Consider the following 21,536-nt stretch of genomic DNA (forward strand, 5'->3'; position numbering starts at 1 on the left):
TGATTATTTCAAATAAAAAGGGATGTTTATGAAATTAGTGTTGATAGGGCTAATGTTCAATGTCGTTATTGCGATATTGGTGAAATAAAAGGGAGCAGAGCCGTTTAAAAAAGAATTAGGATTAGCGCAATAACATGATAAATACAGAGACAGTCACTACTGACTCACGACCACCGAAAAAACCACTTAAATTAGGCAAGTATTTTCGCAAAGTAGAAACTAACTATGAGGATATTATTGGCTTTCAAGATAAATTTTTTAGCACCGACGGTCGTTATACTTCGTTAATGATGACAGGGTCAATAAAGGATTCAGATCATTGGGCTAATGGTGCCATGGCGATGACGCTATTTTTTTGTTTGTTACTTGCACAGTTCGCCATGTTTATGGCAGGTGGTACGTGGGCTGTTTTCTACCCTGGTTACGATATGTTTAACTGGCCTATTGAATATTATGTACAAATATTACTGGTTACTTTCGCTATAATACAATTTAAAAAGTCGAAAAAAAACAAGTGCTTGCTGTCGTCTGTGACCGTAAAACTGGTAATGTTAATTTTCCTACTTTTGGTGGTAGTCCTGAGTTGGTGATACCGTTTGAACACATTGAGATTTACGTTGGCACTTTGGGTTTTAGTTTGGGTTCAGGTATGCCAGCAGAAATTATAATACCTAAAATGTATCCTAGTTCAGCAAAACGAGACTTTCAGTATGCGATACTTTTTGCTGATAGTTATGATGAAGCTTGCTCGCGCTGGACACTATTAACCGAGTTTATGGATAAAAATAAACCTATCCCTTATGGGCTTCTGTCATCAGTACAATCTTATATCGATAGTGATGAAGCGGCTATTTGGCGCGATACTGATGTTAGAGATAGTTACCCTCTCGCCCCTGAAATTAAAAATAATTATAAATACGTTTTTCATACTAACTATGAAGAAACCATTGAATACCCTTATGGAGAAATTGACTTTGTTATTGCCCCTTTTAGTGATGATCCTGAGCTATTAAAGAAAAATATTCAACGCGCTTATGATTTACACCTTTTGCTGTAGTGATAAGTAAATTTCAAATAAAAAGGATATTTATGAAATTAGTGTTGATAGGGCTAATGTTTAATGTCGTTACTGCGATATTGGTGAAATAAAAGGGAGCAGAGCCGTTTTAAGCATTCAATGCTGAGGTAAATCGGCTCTGACCCCCTTTACTCACTTGCTTATGTTTTTTCAAATAATTTATAAGCGACTGTCCTTTATGTTTTTTGAGGTTGTTGTGTATTCGAGAAAGCTTAGAAACAGAGTCAATACCTATGACTGAAATAATTAATGGAAGGAATAATATTAATACGATGACTACTGCCAAAAATGATCTTGACTCTATAGCGTTAATTTTTCCGTTAGGCACTATCACAACGTTTATAAATAAAGGGTTGTGGGTTACATTGAAACTAATGTTTAAATATAAGTGGTGTGCTTTTGGTTGTTGGTTATTATCTCCTTTTATTCTCAAAATGATATCAGATCATTATTCATTATTTGATTTCCTTAATGATATTGATGGGTACTTATGGTACATGCTACTGCTTTTTTCCTGGATAACTATACCTATTCTCTATGGGTTGATAGGTAGTTTTTTTCTGGCTTTTTTTGGAAAAAACAAAAGCACACGAATAGAGTGGTTGCTATGTTATTACTTCTTTTGTGGAATACTTATTGTAGGGGCTTGGATCAGTAATAGTTATTTTATATTAAATATGGGGGGAGAGCCTCTTTGGATTTTTTTATATATGGGGTTGGTTGTTTTTGTTTACTTTTCGTATTGTGAGAAGCTAACACCTTATGCCAATGTTGTAAGTTTTGGGACTGCTGTTTTGGTACTATTTACATTAATTCAAGCTAATTACCCCTTTAAGACTAAGTATATTCCATCAAATAAAATAGCTTATACAAGTTGTTATTCTGTTAAAGGAAGTAGAGGCTCTGTAAGAAATGAAAGCATACGGTCTTGTAATGTTACGTTTAATGCTGATGGGAAAAAAATAGTTTTTAAAAACCAATTTATACCGCGGTATCATAATGGGATATACATAAAATATGCATTTGTTACTCAATATTCATTTTAATAAGCCAAGCTAGGTTGTTTGTTGATGGACATTAAGCGACAAGATATTTTATTCGGCTTTGCTCGATAAAAATTAATGTTCCAGCACCGAATCATCAGTATAGGCACTTAATTATGATCTTAACGACTGTGCCATAGAACATATTATTAACTTACAAGGAAGTTTCATTTTGGAAAAAAATAAAAATCAAGACACGTTCAACGTAACTTTGTCATATAAGTCTGGTGCTCTAGGTAGCTTTGGTGTGGCAATATTTACAATGCCACTTCTCTTTCTATGTGAACTTTATCACTCATATATATGGAATTATGGGGATTCATCTAGCGATGAAAGCTTAGGTATTGAATATACTTATATTGAACCGGTAGCAGATCCATTATGGATGATACCAGTACTAGGCTGTTTCATTGTTTTTTTAGCAAAAATTCACGGTAATGGGATGGAGAATGTTTTTAGATTCGTTGCCATTATAAATTATACCCTCGCGGTGTTATCAATTTGGGTATTAGGTTTGGTTTGGATTGAACCTATGAATATGATTAGAGTGGCTTGCTTTTATAGTGCTGGGTTAGTCTCTTTACTTGTATTTTTCCGTTTTAGTTATACAGCCCGTATAGAGGAATCTAGCATAATTGCTGTACCTGAGGGCTACACTTCTTTTATAAAAAACCGTTGGGTTGCCATTATGCTTGCACTACTTTTCGGCTATTTCATTAATGCACTGTGCGTCGTTATGTTAAAAAGCGGGTTCATAGATAAATTACGATATCTCATTTATTAAAAAATAAAAGAAAATAGAAGGGGGCAGAGCCGCTTTAAGCATTCAATGCTGAGGTAAATCGGCTCTGATCCCTTTTCTCCTACAGTTAAATAATAGTAATCATGAAGTACGAAGTGTATATGTTCATAAAGGTTATCAGCCTGAAGAAGCCATGACATTGCACTAATAAAATTAGTTAATCCTATACTAATATAAAACCCGCGAGTCTCTATGAACAAACAGACGAGCTTGCAAAGTAAAAGGGAAAGTTCTTTTTTTTCATAACCATAATTGCATTTTAGGGCCGTTTTTTGTTCTCATATTATTGACAAAAATATTGAGTCAGGTAGTCTACATTTCACTTTAATACACACTACAAGGATTGTAATGTTTTGTAATACCACGCTCGATTGCGTTCAAAGCTCAATCAACTTTGCTTATTATTTATCTGAACCGCTTTTTTATATTTGTTTTTTAGCGATCAGCCTATCTTTAAAAAATATACCAGGGCGCTATTGGTTGGTGGGCTATATCGTTTGCAGTTTAGTCACATCGATTTTTTATAGTGTGTTCGGCCCTATTAGGAGCATTTTTCCTAACTCTATTGAATACTTTCAAGCCTTTCTACTTACAATTCATTTAATTTACAAGTTTGGTTTTTGTATATTCTTACCTGTGTTTTTATTTGATTTATGGAGTAGTAAAGCGCTAGATCTTTCTGCCGCAAAAATTCTTTTTTCATGGCGAGGGCGAGTAACGCGAAGTGTTTATTGGTTTGTCGCTGTGGCTAATGCTGGTGTGATTTTATCCATTCTCTATGGATTATCAGAAACGGGTAGTTACCCTATGAAAGAAACGTGGTTTTCTTTAGGTATTTTGTATTTGACTTTGTTGTTAGCGTTAGGACTCTTAACTTGGATGAACCTTGTGATTACAATTAAGCGCTGGCATGACCTTAATATATCTGGCTGGATGACATTATGCTTTTTAATACCTATTATCGGCTCGATTGGGTGCATAATTTATTTAGGCTTTGTAAAAGGTGAAAAGAATAAAAACCGTTTTGGTGAAGTGCTTATTCAATAAAATACAACAGCTAAATAGTGAGTAGTTAGTACGTAATCAATAAGTACTCACATAAGGTTTTACAATGTTCAATTTCGTGCCTGCTCTTTTCTACCATTACCTTCAACAAAATACATAAGAAACAGTAGCGTTATTTTGACAAGGTAGCGTAATAAGGAGTATGTGGTGACAGAGATAAAAATAATACAAGCAGACGAAATAGATGAAGACAGTAATGATAACCAAACCCCACCTGGCATAAAAGTAACCCTGTCAGATGGCTCATATTATTATGATAACCGCACTGATGAAGAAATGTCGGCTGCAGCTGCTGAAATAATGAAGGATTGGGATAAAGAAAACCCTGAAGAAGCAGCTGCTATTGATTTACGAATAGATAACAAATATAAATATCGGAAATTAGGCGTCTATCATCAAGAAATACCCAAAGACTATTTGCACCAGCAAAGTTACGAAGCGCGCTTAGCAAAAGCCGAAACGTTAAATGGTTGTAAGTTTAAAGCGTCTCGACCATATAAAAGTAAGGCCTGGGGCGAGCCCATGGACAGAGTACTGCATGATAAGGATGATGGTTTTGGTAATTTATGTGATGGCCAAATAGCGACTTTAGGTCGCCTTAACGGTTTTGTTACATCATTGTTGATTCTACAATTCTTTGCGGTGTTGTTTGCTTTGTTTCTGCCCATTATAGACCTTTTATGGGTAAGTCCATTATTACTCTTGTTAGCGATTGGGATGAATTACTTTAAAAACGTTGTTGAGTGTTATGACCAATTTGTTTTTGAGCGCCATACAGGATTAGTTAAAACCCCCCATAACTGGTTTCGTCGTTCGTTTTATATCCCTTATGAAGATATTGAATGTTACGACGGTGGTACGGTTAAATCAGCCCGTGGAGGTGGCGCAAGGGAAACCGCTAAAATCCGTTGTTTGAAAACCCCTAAGCGTTATTACCTGTTTGCACCGCAATATATTTTACGTTTTGGTGGTCTTGACCAAGGAGGTTGGGCAGGGTATTTAGAGTTTATGGACATAAATACTCCAGTTAACCCTAACTTACATAGAAGCATAGAATATTATTACACTATTGATAAAAATGCGCTGGAAACTGGGCCATTTCCAGCGGTAATGAAACAATATCTTGACCCTGATGATAAGCAAGTTAACCGTGAACATGTGTGGTAGTTTTACCTAGTTATTAGCAAGTCGCACTAATGGCGCCTCGTACTTTAAGGGACAAAGTACAATAGAGCCATGCATTATTTCATTAAAGTATGCATGGTTAATCAAGGACGTTGAATATGATAATTAACACCAACAGTCAAACGATAAAAGCTTACGAAAGTACTGCCTACAAAGGCAAAGCAAATTCTTATTATCGAGAAAATATTGCGGGACCAAAAGCGCGTAAAAGACACTTAGCGAAAGCACAGTGTCAGTTGGAGGTGTTCCCTCGAGTAAAAATTACGGGTATTTGCTGGGACAATAATCAAGATGTTAATCAATTTAAATATAATGAGGTCTACGAGAAATTAAACATTGCAGATAACGAACTTCGTTTGCCTCTTGACTCCTTATCACAAAACTTTAAGGAAGGTTTTTTTCGGATGTGGAGGTACCTGCACCTCATCGCTATAGTTATGGTGCTGTCATGGGGGCTACTTGGCTTTATTTTTTTAGGCTGGAAGAGTATTGTTAATGATACTGATGTACTGGTTATTGGCTTTTTATCTTTGCAGCTCTCAAGATGCTTATATCTATGGCTTGAGAAGTTAAATATAGTCCCAGCAGGGCAATATGTCATTTTTAATCGGCGCACGGGGATGGTAGAAATCGCTAAAGATGATCGTAGCGGTTATCATCATTTACCTTTTGAGCAATTTAATGCGCACCATCGTACTGTTCATAATGAGCGTGGTCATCCTACCTATGGGTTTACCTTACTGCACTACAAACTCGATTTAATGTATCAGGTAGTGCAATTTTCTTCGGCGCCTTTTGTTTTGGCACATTGGGAGCTGATAAAAAATTTTATGAATACAGAAGTGCCTTTGGCTGATATTCCACAATTTGAGCGTTATCGACAGTATGACCCTACTACTATTGCTCATGATAAAAAGCACAAGAGACCACTTGGTTTTTGGAAACGTGTTGATAAAAAATTTATAAATAAAGTCAAAAACATTAGCGAAGATAAGTTTTGTGAATACCCAATAAATGACGTTATAAGCCTACATGAAGCCTTACAATTGGGTTATAAAGTTCCTGATATATGCTATTACCCATGGCGTGAAGCAACGTTTATTGCAGACAAGCCGATAGAATTTAAACCTAATTGGTTTTTACGTTATGTTTGCTACCCTATGATTATGTAAGAATAATTAACGAGGACAGTTGCTTAAATCTCTGAGAATAGAAGGGGCCAGAGCCGCTTTAAGCAAATTTAAATCGGCTCTGACCCTTTTATATGGTGTAAGCGAGCTAATGTGATTTTTCACAGCTTACTATCGGCCTATAATTTCTTGGGGTAAGGTTATTGAAGATGAATAGAAAATAAAAGCGGTTAAAAGGAGTGGCAATAATATGGAAAGGTTAACAAGAAGAGTGCTCAGCGGTGGGGTTTAATTACAAATGGTTTAAGGCGGGAGCAACCACCTTACCAGAGCAGCGTGTTTATAATCGTTTTTTTAAAAAAGGAATGAAAGGGGGATATAGTCAAGGTTATGTTTTTCATGGCCTTCACTTTACTCGAAAAATAGCCGATTACGTCAAAAAAATAACCAGCGGCGGCAGAATATTTGCTGACAAACATCGTTTCTATCCTTTATATAGCATGACAGGTAATATATTTAAGATACTTATCACCTTTGCCCCTATTGGTCTTGGTGGTAGCGCTTCTGTTATGTGTGCAGTATTTGCGCTCCCTGCAATGTACAGTGTTGATGCTGATTACCCGTGGTGGTTTTTAGTGGCAACGCTGAGTTGGAACTTCTTTTTCCTTAATATGTTCTTTGTTTTCAACCTTATTTTTAGTCGTTATAAAGGCGCCTATATTGACCGGGAAAAACAAACTATTAGCTTTACTTGGCGAGTTAAAGGTAAACCACAAAAAAATGAATTTGGACATGCCACTTTTCCGTTAAGTGATATGGAAGCGTTTTATTCAATGCAGCTTAAAAATCAATATGGCGGCTCAACTCACGCCTTGTGTATTGCCCATAAAGATCACGCGACTTACAGTGGTGCTTTTTTACAAACCAGCGTTAAGGACAATCCTCATAACCCTAACTTTTGTCGAATGGAGTGGGAGCTAATTCAACGCTTTGCCGATAACAGCTTACCCTTGCCAGATATGCCTGACTTAGAGGCTTATCGGCACTTAGATCCCGTTACCGTTAAATATGACCAGCAACATAGTCGTCCTGAGCGTTATTGGCGAGATATGCATATTAAACAGCAACGGGCAATTGAACGTGAACTTGAAGAAAAAGTGTATACCTTTCCGTTTAGCTCAGCGCTGAGTAACCCAAAGCACTATGCACAAAAAGAGCTTGAAAAACCGTGGTTAACTTGGTCAATTGAGCAAAAATATTTTCAAGAAGATGCTGAAGTACCTATATGGCGTAAGCGAGCTAATGTGATTTTTTCACAGCTTACTATCGGCCTATAATTTCTTGGGGTAAGGACATTTAAGGTTAAGAGAAAATAAAAGTGCTTAAAAGGAATGGTGATAACATGGAAAGGTTAACAACAAGAGTGCTCAGCGGTGGGTTTTAATTACAAATGGTTCAAGGCGGGAGCAACCACCTTACCTTAGCAACGTGTTTATAATCGCTATTTTAAAGAAGGAGGACACAATCAAGGTTATGTTTGTATTTATCTGTGTTGATAATAGTACAAAGATACTAAATGGACCTAGTTGTAGGCTTTATTATTTAAGGAGTGTTAAGTACTCCGTTATAGCTATTATCATTTAAATTCAAAGAGATAGTGTCAGTTATCTTTACAGTTATTAGCGTTGTTATTGATGTTTTTATCTTATGTCATTGAATAATATAACTATTATTTATTGGTACACAATTTGCTTTTTTAATGAGTAATCAAAACTCAGTCAGATTACTTCATAAATTAATGGATATAATTCAAAGGGATATATAATGAAATTTAATGCTATCGCATTCACCGTTTTAATGGTGATCTTTAGTAGCTTTGCCAATGCTACTCTAATTGACAATACTAATTACTTCACAGACACCGACTCAGGTCATGACTGGTTAAAGCTCAGTGAGACTGTTAACTACTCATACAATGATATATTGATACAGTTACAAGCAGGTGGAGACTTTTATGGTTGGGAGTTAGCTACTTTTGATAATGTTTTTGAACTTTTTGATAATGCAGGTGGAGACTCGGCATATAAAACCGCTACTCATAGCACTTCAAATAATGTCATGAATGCTATATTGCAACCGCTTTTTGGTTATACTAATGCAGTTAATCAAACTTGGTTTCATGTAAAAGACTTTACACCTGGTGGAGTTACCAGTGGCTTTATTTTATATGAAGGTACCGGGAGGGTTAGTAAACACAAAGATGGATACAGTCATGCTTATATGGAATATGACTTTATTGGTACTGCCTTGCGCCGCATTAGTACTCAGCAACAAGTATCAATACCAGAGCCATCAACAATTGCTATTTTGGTATTAGGAATGATTGGTTTAGCGTCACGTCGATTTATAAAGTAACCTTAACTACTTTTAAATATTTAAAAAACATCAATTTTCATAATTGGTGTTTTTTTTATGCCTACTCCTTGCCCTTATGTCTAGTAGATTTTTGCTTCTATTTTTAATTTATTGAATTTCTCAACAGCTTCCCCCTTCTAATAACAGTTTGTTATGTTTAAGTTAAAATAGGAACTTTTACTTAAACTGAACTAGGATAATTGTAATGTCTATCGTCATTGCTATTAATAATATGAGTACTTAGTGATGACAATCAAAGGAGCGTAGTAAGCTATGACTAAGTTGAAAACGATAAACCTTGCTATATTGAAAACTCTAATGGCTTAATGCGAGATATTCAAGAGAAGGTCTCGGCTGTTAGTTTGCAATCACAAGAAATAGCGTCAGCCGCAGAAGAGCAAAGCGCAGTTGCTCACGAAATAAGTAATAACATGCATACTATTAAGTCTGCAGTTGAACGTAATGCCGATACCATTAATACTTTAAATGTTAAGAGTGAAGAAATGAAGCACTCGGCCAGTCAAGTAAGCGAGCAATTAGCCGTTTTCCGTCTAACGGGAGCGTAAGTATGTTAAAACCCATATTATTAACGATAACTTTGCTAGCTGTGTTGTTCAATACTGCTTCAATGGCTAAAACCAATTGGTCTAGCCCGTCGTTCACCTATCTTAATGGCTCCGGTTATGAGTTAGGAGATAACCATAGGCAAATTATTACCTTTGAATATGCTAGTGCTAATAGTTGGGGTGATATGTTTTTATTTATGGACAGAGCAGAATCATCAAATGGGGATAACTCAACCTACTCTGAGGTTTCGCCCCGTATTCATATAACGGCTTTTGAGTTAGGAGTAATCGAAAACTTATACTTTACTCCAGTTGCCGAGTTTGGTCCTGAAACTAATTGGCTAGCCGGTTTAGGAACAGATTTAAATATTCCTTATTTTCAATACGCTAAATTGAGCCTGTATTATAAATATAATGGCGATGGTGACAGTAGCGAACAATTAACACTTTCTTGGGCCGTTCCACTATATGAAAATATTCTAGTTGATGGTTTTATTGATGTTATGGGCAGTTACCAAAAAGATAATGGCTTTACTTCTGCTTCATCTATAAATGCAACTAGCCAACTAAAGTACAATCTTTCAAGCTATTTAGGCTTAGATACTCCGTTATATGTAGGGATAGAATATGTTCATTGGAATAGTAAGTACGGTGTAGCAGGAGTTGATGAACGCAATGTTAATGCGTTAGTTAAATATCATTTTTAACGGGGAACTCCGCTGGATCTGCTAAATGATAACTCGCTCGATAAGCGATTTATTAGTAGTGGAGTAATTATAGTGGTTCCAGCAGGTAATCGCTTTTATTGAGACGAAAAAAAACCTTAACATTACTGCTAAGGTTTCGTTTCTTCCTTGCGGAATAAATGGTGCCGACTGCCGGGTTCGAACTGCTAATACGGCTTAGCTACTGATTTATCAGTAGGGCAGTTCCAGCAGGTAATCGCTTTTATTGAGACGAAAAAAAACCTTAACATTACTGCTAAGGTTTCGTTTCTTCCTTGCGGAATAAATGGTGCCGACTGCCGGGTTCGAACTGCTAATACGGCTTAGCTACTGATTTATCAGTAGGGCAGTTCCAGCAGGTAATCGCTTTTATTGAGACGAAAAAAAACCTTAACAAATGTTAAGGCTTCTTTTTATTTATTTCAGTATAAATATTTCTATTTAAGCTACTAAATAAATGGTGCCGACTGCCGGAATCGAACTGCCAAGACGGCTTAGCTACTGATTTATCAGTAGGGCAGTTTATCGGGTTATATTCAAGTTGTAAGCTCAGATAAATAAAAAAGCCTCAACATAAATGCTGAGGCTTTGTTATAAATGGTGCCGACTGCCGGAATCGAACTGGCGACCTACTGATTACAAGTCAGTTGCTCTACCAACTGAGCTAAGTCGGCACACTAAACTGTGTGCGTTGGCACTAAATTTTTTTCTAATAAAAAAACCTTAACAAATGTTAAGGCTTCTTTTTATTTATTTCAGTATAAATATTTCTATTTAAGCTACTAAATAAATGGTGCCGACTGCCGGAATCGAACTGGCGACCTACTGATTACAAGTCAGTTGCTCTACCAACTGAGCTAAGTCGGCACACTAAACTGTGTGCGTTGGCACTAAAATAATGAATTAAATTCACTACTTAAAAATATGGTGCCCCGACCCGGATTTGAACCAGGGACACGAGGATTTTCAATCCTCTGCTCTACCAACTGAGCTATCGGGGCTTTATCTTTAACAGGTTTATTTTGCTTCCCCGTTAAGACGAGCGCTATTAGACTGTTTTTCCTTTTTGCCGTCAACTCTTTTTTTATAAAAAATGTTTGTTTGCTTAATTTTAAAGCTAAAAAGTGTTGTGTGTTTGCTAAATACACATAAAACAGTCATAAAGTAGCCGTTATTTACTTGGTGGTACGTAACCTTCTATTTCAGGCTCTTTACCTTCAAATAAGTATCCGATCATAGCGGCTTCTAAAAAAGCGCGATCATCAGGGTTCATCATGTTCATTTTTTTCTCATTAATAATCATGGTTTGCTTTTTCTGCCAAATACCCCAAGCTTCTTTTGAAATATTGTCATAAATACGTTTACCAATTTCACCTGGGTATAATTGAAAGCCTAAACCTTCGGCTTCTTTTTTTAAGCTTTGACAAAATACTGTGCGACTCATAATGTTTCTCGTTAAATAAAGTATTAGATAAAAATAATAAAGGTTAATAGCATCATTTTACCCTATTAAGCGTTGGTGTGTCGCGCTTAAATAGTTTGATGACTTTCGCCTGTATCGTTAATGTTTTTGGTTAACAAGCTTAATAGCTTTTTGGTTGATGCGGCTAAACCAACATCAAGAGGTTGATGTAAATCGTACCATGTTTGTTGGTTAGGCTCAGCTATTGCCACGCTTTGTTCTGTAGTTAGCATTTCACAGTCAATAACTATTGGCGTTATATCTAAATGAAAATGGCTAAAAGTATGACGAAATGTTGGTAACGTTTGCTCTGAAATAGCCTTAAGTGATAACTGTTTTAGTTGCTTTGGTATATCACGAGTACTCGAAACTTCATAAAAACACCATAAGCCGCCCCAAATACCGGCAGGTGGGCGTTTCTCCATCAGTACCTTGGTTGAATATTTGGTTGAGTGTTTGCTTGTGGCTTTATTGGTTAAATGATCATTTAAACTTTGTCTCAGTCGAGGAATGATCATAATAGTGCTTTTTTCTGGAATCGTTTTTTTGGGCTTTTTTTGTGGAAAGTTGGCTTGTTGATCACTAGCGTTAGCTAAACAGGCGCTTTCAACAGGGCAAACTTCGCATGTAGGTTTACTGCGGGTGCATACGGTCGCGCCTAAGTCCATCATGGCTTGGTTAAAGCTGGCGGTTTCTATAGCGGGCGTTAATTGCTCACTTAACTGCCAAAGTGCTTTATCAAATTTAGTGAGGCCATTATAGCCTTCTACCACATAACTTCGGGCTAAAACACGTTTTACGTTACCATCGAGTATTGGGTGATGCTGATTCAGAGATAAGCTTAAAATAGCCCCAGCGGTTGAACGACCTATACCGGGTAAAGCAATAACTTGTTCAATATTTTCAGGAAATTTACCGTGATAATCTTGCTGAATTATTTTTGCTGCCTTGTGTAAATTTCTAGCGCGTGCGTAGTAACCTAGTCCAGTCCAATGATGTAGTACTACATCTTCTTCAGCATTGGCTAAATCATTAATGGTTGGGAAGCTCTCCATAAAACGATGGTAATAAGGAATAACTGTTGCAACTTGGGTTTGCTGCAACATTATTTCTGAAATCCATACTCGATAAGGCGTTTTATTTTGTTGCCATGGTAAATGCTTGCGTCCTTGCTTGTGATACCAGCGAACGACTTGCTCACCAAATTTTAATGCAGACTCTTTTTCAATTGTTGTTAAGGTATTGATAATGTTATTTCACTAATACTTTGCCAATATTTGCTGCAGTGTAACCAATAGTTAAGTGTTGCTCAAAAGTATTTGCCTAATCATTTAACAAGAGTAATTTATTGCTTGTGGTATTTTTATCGTTAGTTGCCAATTTGCTTTTATTCGCTTAGTGGTTTGGGATGCTTTGGGTATAGGTATTTTGTAGTAGCTTGGGTATAATGGCGGCAATTATGTTTATTAGGATCTTCAAATGAAAATTACAGCAAAAAATCGTAGCCGTCGTTTACGTAAAAAATTACGTGTTGATGAGTTTAAAGAGTTAGGTTTTGATGTTGCTTGGCAATTAAAAGACGGTATTACCGGTGAAGAGCTTGATGCCTTTATAGATAAATTTTTCGAAGAAGTTATTCAACCTTGTGGGTTAAGCTTTGGTGGTGAAGGCGATACTTTATGGCACGGTTTAATTTGTACTCATGCCATTGGTTCATGTACCGAAGAACATCGTGCAGCGGTTGAAAAATGGTTAACAGCACATGGTGCTAGTTCTGTAGCTGTGAGTGAACTTTATGATGTGTGGTGGGCGTAGTCTTACCTAAAAAGTTAGCGCATAGGTCGCTAGATAGAAATAGCTGAACTCATATCGAGGTTATTATAAGGTTAATGCTTGCTTATGAGCTCAGCTACCAGTCCAGTTAATAGTAAATTAAGAAATGTTATGACAGAAAAAACACATAAAACCATAGAGCAAGCTGAACAAGAAGGTAAGTACATTCGTAAAGTTCGTAGCTTTGTTAAGCGCGAAGGGCGATTAACTAAAGGACAAGAGCGAGCGTTAACGGATCATTGGCAAAATATGGGGTTAAATCACAGCGATGGTTTAATTGATGTACAAGCTTTATTTGGCAACGATAACCCTGTGGTGTTAGAAATAGGTTTTGGTATGGGCAAGTCGTTGGTTGAAATGGCTAAAGCAGCGCCTGAGCTCAACTTTATTGGTATTGAAGTTCACAAGCCGGGAGTTGGCGCTTGTATTTCTTTAGCGGTAGAGCAAGAAGTTAGTAACCTAAAGGTTTATGAGCACGATGCTATAGAAATATTAGCCGATTGTATTGCTGATAATAGCTTAAATACAGTGCAGTTGTTTTTTCCTGATCCTTGGCATAAAAAGAAACACCATAAACGTCGAATTGTACAAGCTGACTTTGTTGAGAGTATTCGTAACAAACTAAAAGTTGGTGGTGTTTTTCACATGGCAACTGACTGGGAAAACTATGCGGAATGTATGTTAGAAGACATGCAAAACTCGCCGGGATATGAAAATTTATCAGAAACCAATGATTATGTACCTCGCCCAGATTCTCGTCCGTTAACAAAATTTGAAAACCGTGGTCAGCGTTTAGGTCATGGCGTTTGGGATTTACAGTTCAAAAAATCATAGCGCTAAAGTTATAATGCTTAAGTCGTAGCGATTAAAATGTTCTGCCCAGTTTAATGAAAAAGCGATATCCATTTTATGGATATCGCTTTTTTGTTTTATATTCTTTATTGTATGCGCTTTACGTTATATTAAGGTAAGTATTGGCGCTCTACATGAAAGAGATGCTGGGCATTACGCAAATTACCGCTATCTTTTAACCACTGTTGACCTATTATTTCTCGCTGCAATGCCGCATGAAGAATTCTACTTTTGTATTGAGTCCAAAAAGCAATGGTTGCTTCTTGATGACAAGCATTGTTAGGGTAAACATCGCTACGAGTTTCTTCTAACTCAGCAATAATATTGTCAATAACTTGGCTTTTTAATTCTCTGTCTATTAGCTGCTTAAAGCGAGTAAATCGCTTAGCTTTTACCAGTTGCCATATTAACCAAAGTAATGCGAGTAATGCTAATAACGCAATAATTTCCATCAGTTATCCTCTATAAATTCATCGCAGTATAATAACACTTAAATATAAATTTTTATCTAGGGGCTTATATTAACTTAAAACAGTATTTTTTGATGTGCTTATTGAGTATTTTCATTGATGTAGTGCACAGACAGAAGAAGGACATTGCGGGTTAGCACTGATGCTAATGGAGCAAAAACTTAACTTACCGTAACGTAAGAAAAGAACTGATTATTTATTTGTAGTTAGTTAAACTGAAGCTAATTATAAATCACTGGATTGTAAACCATGAAAAGAGCGTTATTATTTCCAATTGTCATGCTAACAATGATGTATGGCAATGTAATACAGGCAGCAGAAAACTCAATACAGAAACTTTATAAAACGGTTAACCCTGCAGTTGTAGAGTTGCATGTTCAATCAATTGCTGCGCCTAAAGCTGGTCAAGTTTCATATAGCGCTGATCAAGCTGAAAAGTCGACCTCGTTAGGCTCAGGTGCGTTAGTAAGTAAAGAAGGGCGCATACTTACTGCAGCTCATGTAGTAGATAAAGCAACCGCCATTGAAGTTGTTTTTTCTAATGGCAGTAAAAGTACTGGTCATGTGGTATGGATAGAGCCATTAATTGATCTTGCGATGATCCAAGTGAGTAAAGTACCTAGTGCTGTAAAGCCACTCGTATTAGCTAAAGCTAAAAATTACCAAGTAGGGGAGCAAGTTGTTGTTATTGGCGCACCTTATGGAGTAAGTCATAGTTTGTCTGTGGGTTATTTAAGTGGTATCCGTGATGGTAAAAAAATTCCAGGCAGCAATTTAGTACCAAGGTTATTACAAACTGATGCAGCGATAAATATGGGTAACTCTGGTGGCCCTATGTTTAACCTTAATGGCGAAATAGTGGGTATTGTGAGTCATATTTTGTCTAAAACCGGTGGTAGCAATGGTTTAGGATTTGTGGTTTCTGTTGATACTATTCACGATGTAATTAATGGCGACCCTGGTACTTTTTCTGGTTTCATTCCTTTTTTACTTAATAAAGAACAGTCTTACGCCTTAAATAATGCAGCAGGGCATGGCATGTTAATTCAGCACGTTATTCCTGGAACGTTAGCCGACAAACTTGGCTTTAAAGGCGGTAATATTAATGTTGTTATTGGTCATACTCCAGTTTTGTTAGGTGGAGATATTTTACTTGAAGTTGCTGGCTATACTATTACAGACTTAGCCTCAGCGATTATGATGAAGCAAAAGCTTGCTGGTTATAGCAAAGGTGACAAAGTTAATTTTAAGTTCTTACGTAATGGTGCACTTAAAGAAGTATCGTGGGTTATTGAATAGATATAGCTTACGAATAGCGTCAATCATTATAGTATTTTTGACGCTTTATTGATCTGGTTTTGAAGTTGGTTATATAGGTTGTTCGTTAGTAGTTCAGTTTAGAGTTATTAATATTTGGCTTTTATAATCAATATTCTATGATGATAATTAAATTGGTTTGGGCGCTTTATGAGCATAGTATATAAAACTAGAACACAGTTAGTAGTAGAAGCGCTAAGAGAAAAAATCCTCAGTGGTGAAATAAAAGCGGGTGAGCCATTAAGGCAAGCGGCATTGGCGCAAGAGCTTAATGTTAGTCGTATCCCTATTCGTGAAGCATTATTGCAATTAGAAGGCGAAGGTTTAGTGACCTTTGAAGCTCACAAAGGTGCAACGGCGACACAATTAAATTCTAACCATGTTGCCGAGTTGTTTGATTTACGCGTAATGCTTGAATGTGACTTACTCGCCGCGTCACTACCTTTACTCACTCATGAAAAGCTGGAAGAGGCGACTGAGATTTTAGCCGCACTCGATAATGCGCTAGGTAAAGAAAATGCCACGAATACTTGGAGTGAATTAAATGCTAAGTACCATAATTGCTTATATTCCGCAGCAAATAAACCACAAACTCAAGAATTAGTGAATACCTTAAATAAAAATGCTGATCGTTATATTCGTATGCATTTATTATGGGCTGGTGGCATCTCTAAAGCAGGCCCTGAACATGCACAAATTTTAACTGCGTGTAAAGTTGGGGACGTTGAACAAGCCGTGGCTATTTTAAAGCACCATATTTTAAGCTCCAAAGAAGCCATTAAAAGCTTTCTTATACAAAGAGAGTGCGCTGAAAATTAACCCTAAGGTAATATACGCTTATTCAAGCATCAGTAATTGTTACAGTGTTGTAAAAGTAAGCAAATATTGACTTTTTCCGTTGATATCTATAGTATTCCCGCGCTTAAAAATCACAGAAATCCTTCCTGTTATCGCCTATGCTTAGGTGATAGTTACAGCTAATTACTTAGTAAGTTATTAAATCACTAATAATATACTAATAAAACCAATGAGATAAAAATGTTTGAATTACACGCTAGTAAAGTCTCTAACATGAAAAATGATGTGCTATCAGGTTTAACGGTTGCCTTAGCACTTGTACCTGAAGCCGTTGCCTTTGCCTTTGTTGCTGGCGTAGAGCCTTTAGTCGGTTTGTATGCGGCCTTTATGGTGGGGTTAATTACCGCTATTTTTGGTGGTCGCCCAGGAATGATTTCTGGTGCAACGGGTGCTATGGCTGTTGTTATGGTGAGTTTAGTCGCCATTCATGGGGTTGAGTACCTATTTGCGACCGTATTGTTGACTGGTATTTTACAAATTCTCGCGGGAGTATTTAAACTCGGTAAATTTATTCGGTTAGTGCCACATCCAGTGATGTTAGGTTTTGTTAATGGTTTAGCTATTGTTATTTTCTTAGCGCAGCTTGGACAATTTAAAGTGACTAACAGTGCAGGAGAGCTTGAATGGATGCAAGGAGCACCATTGTATATCATGGCGGGCTTAATTATTCTGACCATGGCAATTATTCATTTATTTCCAAAACTAACTAAAGCGGTTCCATCTACCCTTGTTGCCATTGTTAGTGTCTCAGTGCTTGTTTTCGCAATTGATTTAGACACCAAGCTAGTTGGTGATGTTGCCTCTATTGCTGGCGGTTTACCAACATTCTCTATTCCTGATGTTCCTTTTACCCTAGAAACTTTTAAAATAATTTTACCATTTGCGTTAGTACTTGCTGCTATTGGTTTAATTGAATCACTATTAACACTCACTTTAATTGACGAGTTAACGGGAACCCGTGGCCAAAGTAATAAAGAGTGTGTTGCTCAAGGTGCAGCAAACACAGTAAATGGCTTTTTTGGCGGTATGGGTGGTTGTGCCATGATTGGTCAATCTATGATTAATGTTAACTCAGGTGGCCGAGGTCGTGCATCAGGGATAACAGCAGCGTTAGCGTTACTTGGCTTTATTTTATTTACTTCTGACTTAATTGAACAAATACCATTAGCAGCGTTGGTTGGTGTTATGTTTATTGTTGTTATTGGTACATTTGAATGGTCGAGTTTTAGAATTTTAAACAAAGTACCTAAAGCCGATGCCTTTGTTATTATTTTAGTTTCGGGTGTTACCGTATATTCAGATCTTGCGGTAGCCGTGGTAGTTGGTGTTATTGTTTCAGCGTTAGTTTTTGCTTGGGAACATGCTAAACAAATTCGGGTAACACGCTCACTGACTGAAAGCGGCTCAACTTATTATGAAGTTGATGGTGCGATATTCTTCGGCTCTATTGCTAACTTCTTAGAGCAGTTTACGCCAGAAGATGATAGTGAAGATGTCATTGTTGAGTTTAAAAATGCACGTGTTGTTGACCACTCTGCTATTGAAGCTATTGACACCTTGGCTGAGCGTTATTTATCGCGCAATAAAACTATGCATTTAAAGCACTTAAATGAAGAGTGTAAATTACTGCTCGAAAAAGCAGATAAGCTTGTTGAACTTAATGTTATAGAAGACCCTGACTACCATATTGTTAGTGACAAACTAGCGTAGCGGTTTTCTTTCCTTTTCTTATTAATGCGCTGTAAGTTATACTCTTATACACGCTCCACCTGAAGATGCAGGGTTCAGCTCTAATTAGAAGCGAGCATCTTTAAGTGGTACGGGTACATAACTACAGCGCATTTTTTATAAGTGCTATTGATAAAACCTTTGTGAAAATTAAATGCAATTAGAGTTTTTTGATGTTCCAAGCCCATGTGTCGGAATTTGCCAAGCAGATGACAAAGGTCATTGTATTGGCTGTATGCGTACGCGTGACGAACGCTTGAATTGGTCGAGCTTTAATCATGATGATAAGCAAAAAGTAATCAAGCGCTGTCAGCAACGTAAAAAACGTAAAGCAGGGGCCGCTAAAGTTAAAGTGGTGGAGCAAGAAGTAGTAAAAAGCCCACAACCCTCATTACTAGACCCACCAGCTAAATCCAACCAAGCCAATAGCAGTATTGCAAATGACGATAGTTTAGATTTCAGTGATTTTGATCTCTAGCCTAAAATATTTCAATATTGTCATACCCTTTAAATAGGGATAAGTTAGCGATAGTTTTCACACAACGGACGTTACTTATGACTTTAAAAACCGTTTTTCCTGTAGTGCTGAGAAACCCCACTTGCTGACAATGCTATTGAACAGTTTATGCATAAACACAGTAGTGCCCCAATTAACTTTATTGATATGAAAGATTTATCGTCAGCTCCAGGTGATTTACAAGTTTTTGCAAATGACTATCAACAAACGTTGCCGAGTAATGAATGGCGTAAATATTGGGGTGGTATTTTTATTATTAAAAATATTACACCAGCGACTTATCATTAATAACGGTAAGCGCATTAAATTCTGTTATCTGTGTACAGTTAATGTCGTGATTTTTTATGGGGTTGTTGCTAAATTGCTCAGTTTGATGGATTATGTAGCAACCAATACCTTTTATCGAAAAAAAGTTATAAAACGGTTGCGACACCAATTAAATCACTATATTATACGCGCACTTTCACGGACAAGCTCTGTTTAAGTAGATGCCCCGATAGCTCAGTTGGTAGAGCAGAGGATTGAAAATCCTCGTGTCCCTGGTTCAAATCCGGGTCGGGGCACCATATAAAAAGAAAAAGCCTACATTTTTTGTAGGCTTTTTTTTGCGTTAATTTCTGTGATTTTTCTATTTTAATTAATACTCCCTCAAACTAGCTCGCTAGTTTTTTACCTTAAGTTCTTCCCTTAAGGTTTTGATTTCTTCTCGGTTAAGCCTTAATCACGCGTTCTAACCTAATTGCTACCAGCTACCAATTTCATCTTGTATTTATTGTTAAACGTATTGGGTTTTCTTTGCTAAAAAAGGCTGTTTTTTTATCACGTATAAATATTTGGTTGATTTATAGTCAAAATAAAGGAAAAAATTATATTAATAGACTAAATTGTAATGAAAAATAGCGAATGGTCGTAGAACAAAAAGAGCGTTTTATGGTAATATCGCGCCAGAAAATTTTAACTTAGAGCCGGTGGGTCTGCTTCTCTAATGGCAACATTAAAAAAGCATGTACTCACTGAAATACACTGAAGTTGGCAAGTTAAGTTTTATCTAATTGATATCTAAGGATTAATTTAAACTTAATTCTAAGGTGTTTATTAGATAAGTTAATGAACTAGCTTTTATACTCCCATCAAAAGTAGTGCAAGTGTTTATGATTACAATAAAAAAAGGCTTGGATGTTCCTGTTAAAGGTGCTCCCCAGCAGGTAATCCATGATGGTCCGTCCATCAAAACCGTTGCAACACTCGGTGAAGAGTTTGTGGGTATGCGTCCAACCATGTTTGTTAAAGTGGGTGATCGCGTTAAAAAAGGTCAGGATCTTTTTGAAGATAAGAAAAATCCTGGCGTTAAATTCACAGCTCAAGCCGCCGGTGTTGTTAAAGAAATTAACCGTGGTGAAAAACGTGTTTTACAATCAGTAGTTATCGATGTTGATGGTTACGATCAAGAAACATTTACCAGTTACCCAGCAAGCGAGTTAGCTTCTATCTCACGTGAGAACGTGACGAAGAACTTAATTGATTCTGGCTTGTGGACTGCGTTAAGAACTCGCCCATTTAGCAAAATACCCGCAGTAGATAGCACGCCTGTAGCAATCTTTGTTAGCGCTATGGATACTAATCCATTAGCTGCTGATCCAGAAGTTGTTATTGGTGAGCAAAGCGAAGCATTTAAAAATGGTTTAACCATTTTATCTCGCCTAACTGACGGTGAAGTATTTGTTAGCAAAGCTCCAGGTGCAAATATTCTTGTTGATAGCAATGCAACCGTTACTGAATTTAAGGGTAAACACCCTGCTGGTTTAGTTGGTACGCACATCCACTTTTTAAAGCCTGTTAGTGCTGACAAAGTGGTATGGCACATTGGCTATCAAGATGTAATTGCTTTTGCTAAGTTATTCACTACTGGTGAATTAGATAGTACACGTGTTATTTCGCTTGCAGGCCCTGCTGCGAAAAACCCGCGTTTAGTTCGCACTGTTTTAGGCGCTTGTACAGCTCAATTAACCGCTGATGAAGCTGTTGATGGTGAACTACGTGTAGTTTCTGGTTCGTTATTATTAGGTGCTACAGCTTCTGCTGTTCACGGCTACCTTGGTCGTTACGATGTTCAAGTTTCATTGATTCTTGAAGGTCGTGAAAAAGAGTTTATGGGCTATATGTACCCAGGACCTAATAAGTTCTCAGTAACTCGTGCTTTCATGTCGCATTTATTCCCAAGTAAATTGTTCAACATGACGACCACCACTAATGGTAGTTCGCGTGCTATGGTGCCAATTGGCAACTATGAGCGTGTTATGCCGTTAGATATTTTACCTACCTTATTATTACGCGATCTTTGTGCCGGTGATACCGACAGCGCGCAACAACTAGGTGCCTTAGAGCTAGACGAAGAAGATTTAGCGCTTTGTACATTTGTTTGCCCAGGCAAAACAGATTACAGCGTACTTCTACGTGATTGCCTAACCACAATCGAGAAGGAAGGTTAGT

The 21,536-nt window shown here is 37.1% G+C and carries 22 protein-coding genes and 4 tRNA genes; 20 read left to right on the top strand and 6 right to left on the bottom strand.

Annotation, left to right across the window (positions count from 1 at the left end):
- Window positions 1-134: 134 nt before the first annotated feature.
- From ABD005_RS13135 to ABD005_RS13185, 11 genes are all read left to right on the top strand, one after another.
- Window positions 135-590 carry a hypothetical protein gene (locus ABD005_RS13135; protein ID WP_343817961.1) on the top strand — a complete coding sequence of 152 codons (456 nt, stop codon included), beginning with the start codon at window positions 135-137 and terminating at the stop codon, window positions 588-590.
- A 59-nt stretch (window positions 591-649) separates the two neighbouring features.
- Window positions 650-1,057, top strand: a complete 408-nt coding sequence (locus ABD005_RS13140) for a hypothetical protein (protein WP_343817962.1) — start codon at window positions 650-652, stop codon at window positions 1,055-1,057.
- Between the two features lie 254 nt (window positions 1,058-1,311).
- Window positions 1,312-2,124, top strand: a complete 813-nt coding sequence (locus tag ABD005_RS13145) for a hypothetical protein (RefSeq protein WP_343817964.1) — start codon at window positions 1,312-1,314, stop codon at window positions 2,122-2,124.
- A 169-nt stretch (window positions 2,125-2,293) separates the two neighbouring features.
- Window positions 2,294-2,905 (top strand): hypothetical protein, encoded by a 612-nt coding sequence (locus ABD005_RS13150; RefSeq protein WP_343817966.1) that lies wholly within the window; start codon window positions 2,294-2,296, stop codon window positions 2,903-2,905.
- Window positions 2,906-3,559: 654 nt separating this feature from the next.
- Window positions 3,560-3,970, top strand: a complete 411-nt coding sequence (locus ABD005_RS13155; RefSeq protein ID WP_343817967.1) for a DUF805 domain-containing protein — start codon at window positions 3,560-3,562, stop codon at window positions 3,968-3,970.
- A gap of 165 nt (window positions 3,971-4,135) precedes the next feature.
- On the top strand, window positions 4,136-5,155 hold the full coding sequence (locus ABD005_RS13160) for a hypothetical protein (RefSeq protein ID WP_343817969.1): 1,020 nt from the start codon (window positions 4,136-4,138) through the stop codon (window positions 5,153-5,155).
- A 116-nt stretch (window positions 5,156-5,271) separates the two neighbouring features.
- Window positions 5,272-6,345: a hypothetical protein gene (locus ABD005_RS13165; RefSeq protein WP_343817970.1), complete on the top strand. Its 1,074-nt coding sequence runs from the start codon at window positions 5,272-5,274 to the stop codon at window positions 6,343-6,345.
- A gap of 239 nt (window positions 6,346-6,584) precedes the next feature.
- On the top strand, window positions 6,585-7,640 hold the full coding sequence (locus ABD005_RS13170; RefSeq protein WP_343817971.1) for a hypothetical protein: 1,056 nt from the start codon (window positions 6,585-6,587) through the stop codon (window positions 7,638-7,640).
- A 487-nt stretch (window positions 7,641-8,127) separates the two neighbouring features.
- Window positions 8,128-8,718, top strand: coding sequence for a PEP-CTERM sorting domain-containing protein (locus ABD005_RS13175; protein ID WP_343817972.1), 591 nt, complete (start codon window positions 8,128-8,130; stop codon window positions 8,716-8,718).
- Window positions 8,719-9,044: 326 nt separating this feature from the next.
- The gene (locus ABD005_RS13180) at window positions 9,045-9,284 is read left to right on the top strand and encodes a hypothetical protein (protein WP_343817973.1); all 240 of its coding nucleotides are present in this window, start codon (window positions 9,045-9,047) and stop codon (window positions 9,282-9,284) included.
- A 2-nt stretch (window positions 9,285-9,286) separates the two neighbouring features.
- A complete protein-coding gene (locus ABD005_RS13185) occupies window positions 9,287-9,991 on the top strand; it encodes a nucleoside-binding protein (RefSeq protein WP_343817974.1) in 705 nt (234 codons plus the stop codon).
- A gap of 616 nt (window positions 9,992-10,607) precedes the next feature.
- Here ABD005_RS13185 and ABD005_RS13190 read toward each other — a convergent pair.
- From ABD005_RS13190 to mutY, 5 genes are all read right to left on the bottom strand, one after another.
- Window positions 10,608-10,683 (bottom strand) — tRNA-Thr (locus ABD005_RS13190).
- A gap of 117 nt (window positions 10,684-10,800) precedes the next feature.
- Window positions 10,801-10,876 (bottom strand) — tRNA-Thr (locus tag ABD005_RS13195).
- Between the two features lie 58 nt (window positions 10,877-10,934).
- Window positions 10,935-11,010: transfer RNA gene (locus tag ABD005_RS13200), tRNA-Phe, on the bottom strand.
- Window positions 11,011-11,180: 170 nt separating this feature from the next.
- Window positions 11,181-11,453, bottom strand: a complete 273-nt coding sequence (locus ABD005_RS13205; protein ID WP_215980998.1) for an oxidative damage protection protein — start codon at window positions 11,451-11,453, stop codon at window positions 11,181-11,183.
- 86 nt (window positions 11,454-11,539) lie between these two features.
- The gene (gene mutY / locus ABD005_RS13210) at window positions 11,540-12,700 is read right to left on the bottom strand and encodes an A/G-specific adenine glycosylase (protein WP_343818218.1); all 1,161 of its coding nucleotides are present in this window, start codon (window positions 12,698-12,700) and stop codon (window positions 11,540-11,542) included.
- 250 nt (window positions 12,701-12,950) lie between these two features.
- Between mutY and ABD005_RS13215 the strand changes: the two genes are divergently transcribed.
- Together ABD005_RS13215 and trmB are read left to right on the top strand one after the other, a co-directional pair.
- Window positions 12,951-13,286 carry a 50S ribosome-binding protein YggL gene (locus ABD005_RS13215; RefSeq protein WP_215980999.1) on the top strand — a complete coding sequence of 112 codons (336 nt, stop codon included), beginning with the start codon at window positions 12,951-12,953 and terminating at the stop codon, window positions 13,284-13,286.
- Window positions 13,287-13,415: 129 nt separating this feature from the next.
- Entirely contained in the window at window positions 13,416-14,138 is a 723-nt protein-coding gene (gene trmB, locus ABD005_RS13220) for a tRNA (guanosine(46)-N7)-methyltransferase TrmB (protein ID WP_215981000.1), read from the top strand.
- Between the two features lie 128 nt (window positions 14,139-14,266).
- Here trmB and ABD005_RS13225 read toward each other — a convergent pair whose 3' ends face one another.
- On the bottom strand, window positions 14,267-14,608 hold the full coding sequence (locus ABD005_RS13225) for a hypothetical protein (protein ID WP_343817977.1): 342 nt from the start codon (window positions 14,606-14,608) through the stop codon (window positions 14,267-14,269).
- A gap of 267 nt (window positions 14,609-14,875) precedes the next feature.
- Between ABD005_RS13225 and ABD005_RS13230 the strand changes: the two genes are divergently transcribed.
- From ABD005_RS13230 to ABD005_RS13260, 7 genes are all read left to right on the top strand, one after another.
- Window positions 14,876-15,925 (top strand): S1C family serine protease, encoded by a 1,050-nt coding sequence (locus ABD005_RS13230; RefSeq protein ID WP_343817979.1) that lies wholly within the window; start codon window positions 14,876-14,878, stop codon window positions 15,923-15,925.
- A gap of 168 nt (window positions 15,926-16,093) precedes the next feature.
- Window positions 16,094-16,762 (top strand): GntR family transcriptional regulator, encoded by a 669-nt coding sequence (locus ABD005_RS13235; RefSeq protein WP_343817981.1) that lies wholly within the window; start codon window positions 16,094-16,096, stop codon window positions 16,760-16,762.
- A 219-nt stretch (window positions 16,763-16,981) separates the two neighbouring features.
- Window positions 16,982-18,511 (top strand): SulP family inorganic anion transporter, encoded by a 1,530-nt coding sequence (locus ABD005_RS13240; protein WP_215981004.1) that lies wholly within the window; start codon window positions 16,982-16,984, stop codon window positions 18,509-18,511.
- 172 nt (window positions 18,512-18,683) lie between these two features.
- Window positions 18,684-19,007 (top strand): DUF1289 domain-containing protein, encoded by a 324-nt coding sequence (locus ABD005_RS13245; RefSeq protein ID WP_343817984.1) that lies wholly within the window; start codon window positions 18,684-18,686, stop codon window positions 19,005-19,007.
- Window positions 19,008-19,154: 147 nt separating this feature from the next.
- Entirely contained in the window at window positions 19,155-19,334 is a 180-nt protein-coding gene (locus tag ABD005_RS13250) for a hypothetical protein (protein WP_215981006.1), read from the top strand.
- Window positions 19,335-19,536: 202 nt separating this feature from the next.
- Window positions 19,537-19,612: transfer RNA gene (locus tag ABD005_RS13255), tRNA-Phe, on the top strand.
- 585 nt (window positions 19,613-20,197) lie between these two features.
- Complete coding sequence (locus ABD005_RS13260) at window positions 20,198-21,535, top strand: Na(+)-translocating NADH-quinone reductase subunit A (RefSeq protein ID WP_343817986.1); 1,338 nt, start codon at window positions 20,198-20,200, stop codon at window positions 21,533-21,535.
- Window position 21,536: the final 1 nt, after the last annotated feature.

Origin of the sequence: Colwellia asteriadis (assembly GCF_039523295.1) — a bacterium.
In the GTDB taxonomy this organism is placed as follows: domain Bacteria; phylum Pseudomonadota; class Gammaproteobacteria; order Enterobacterales; family Alteromonadaceae; genus Colwellia; species Colwellia asteriadis.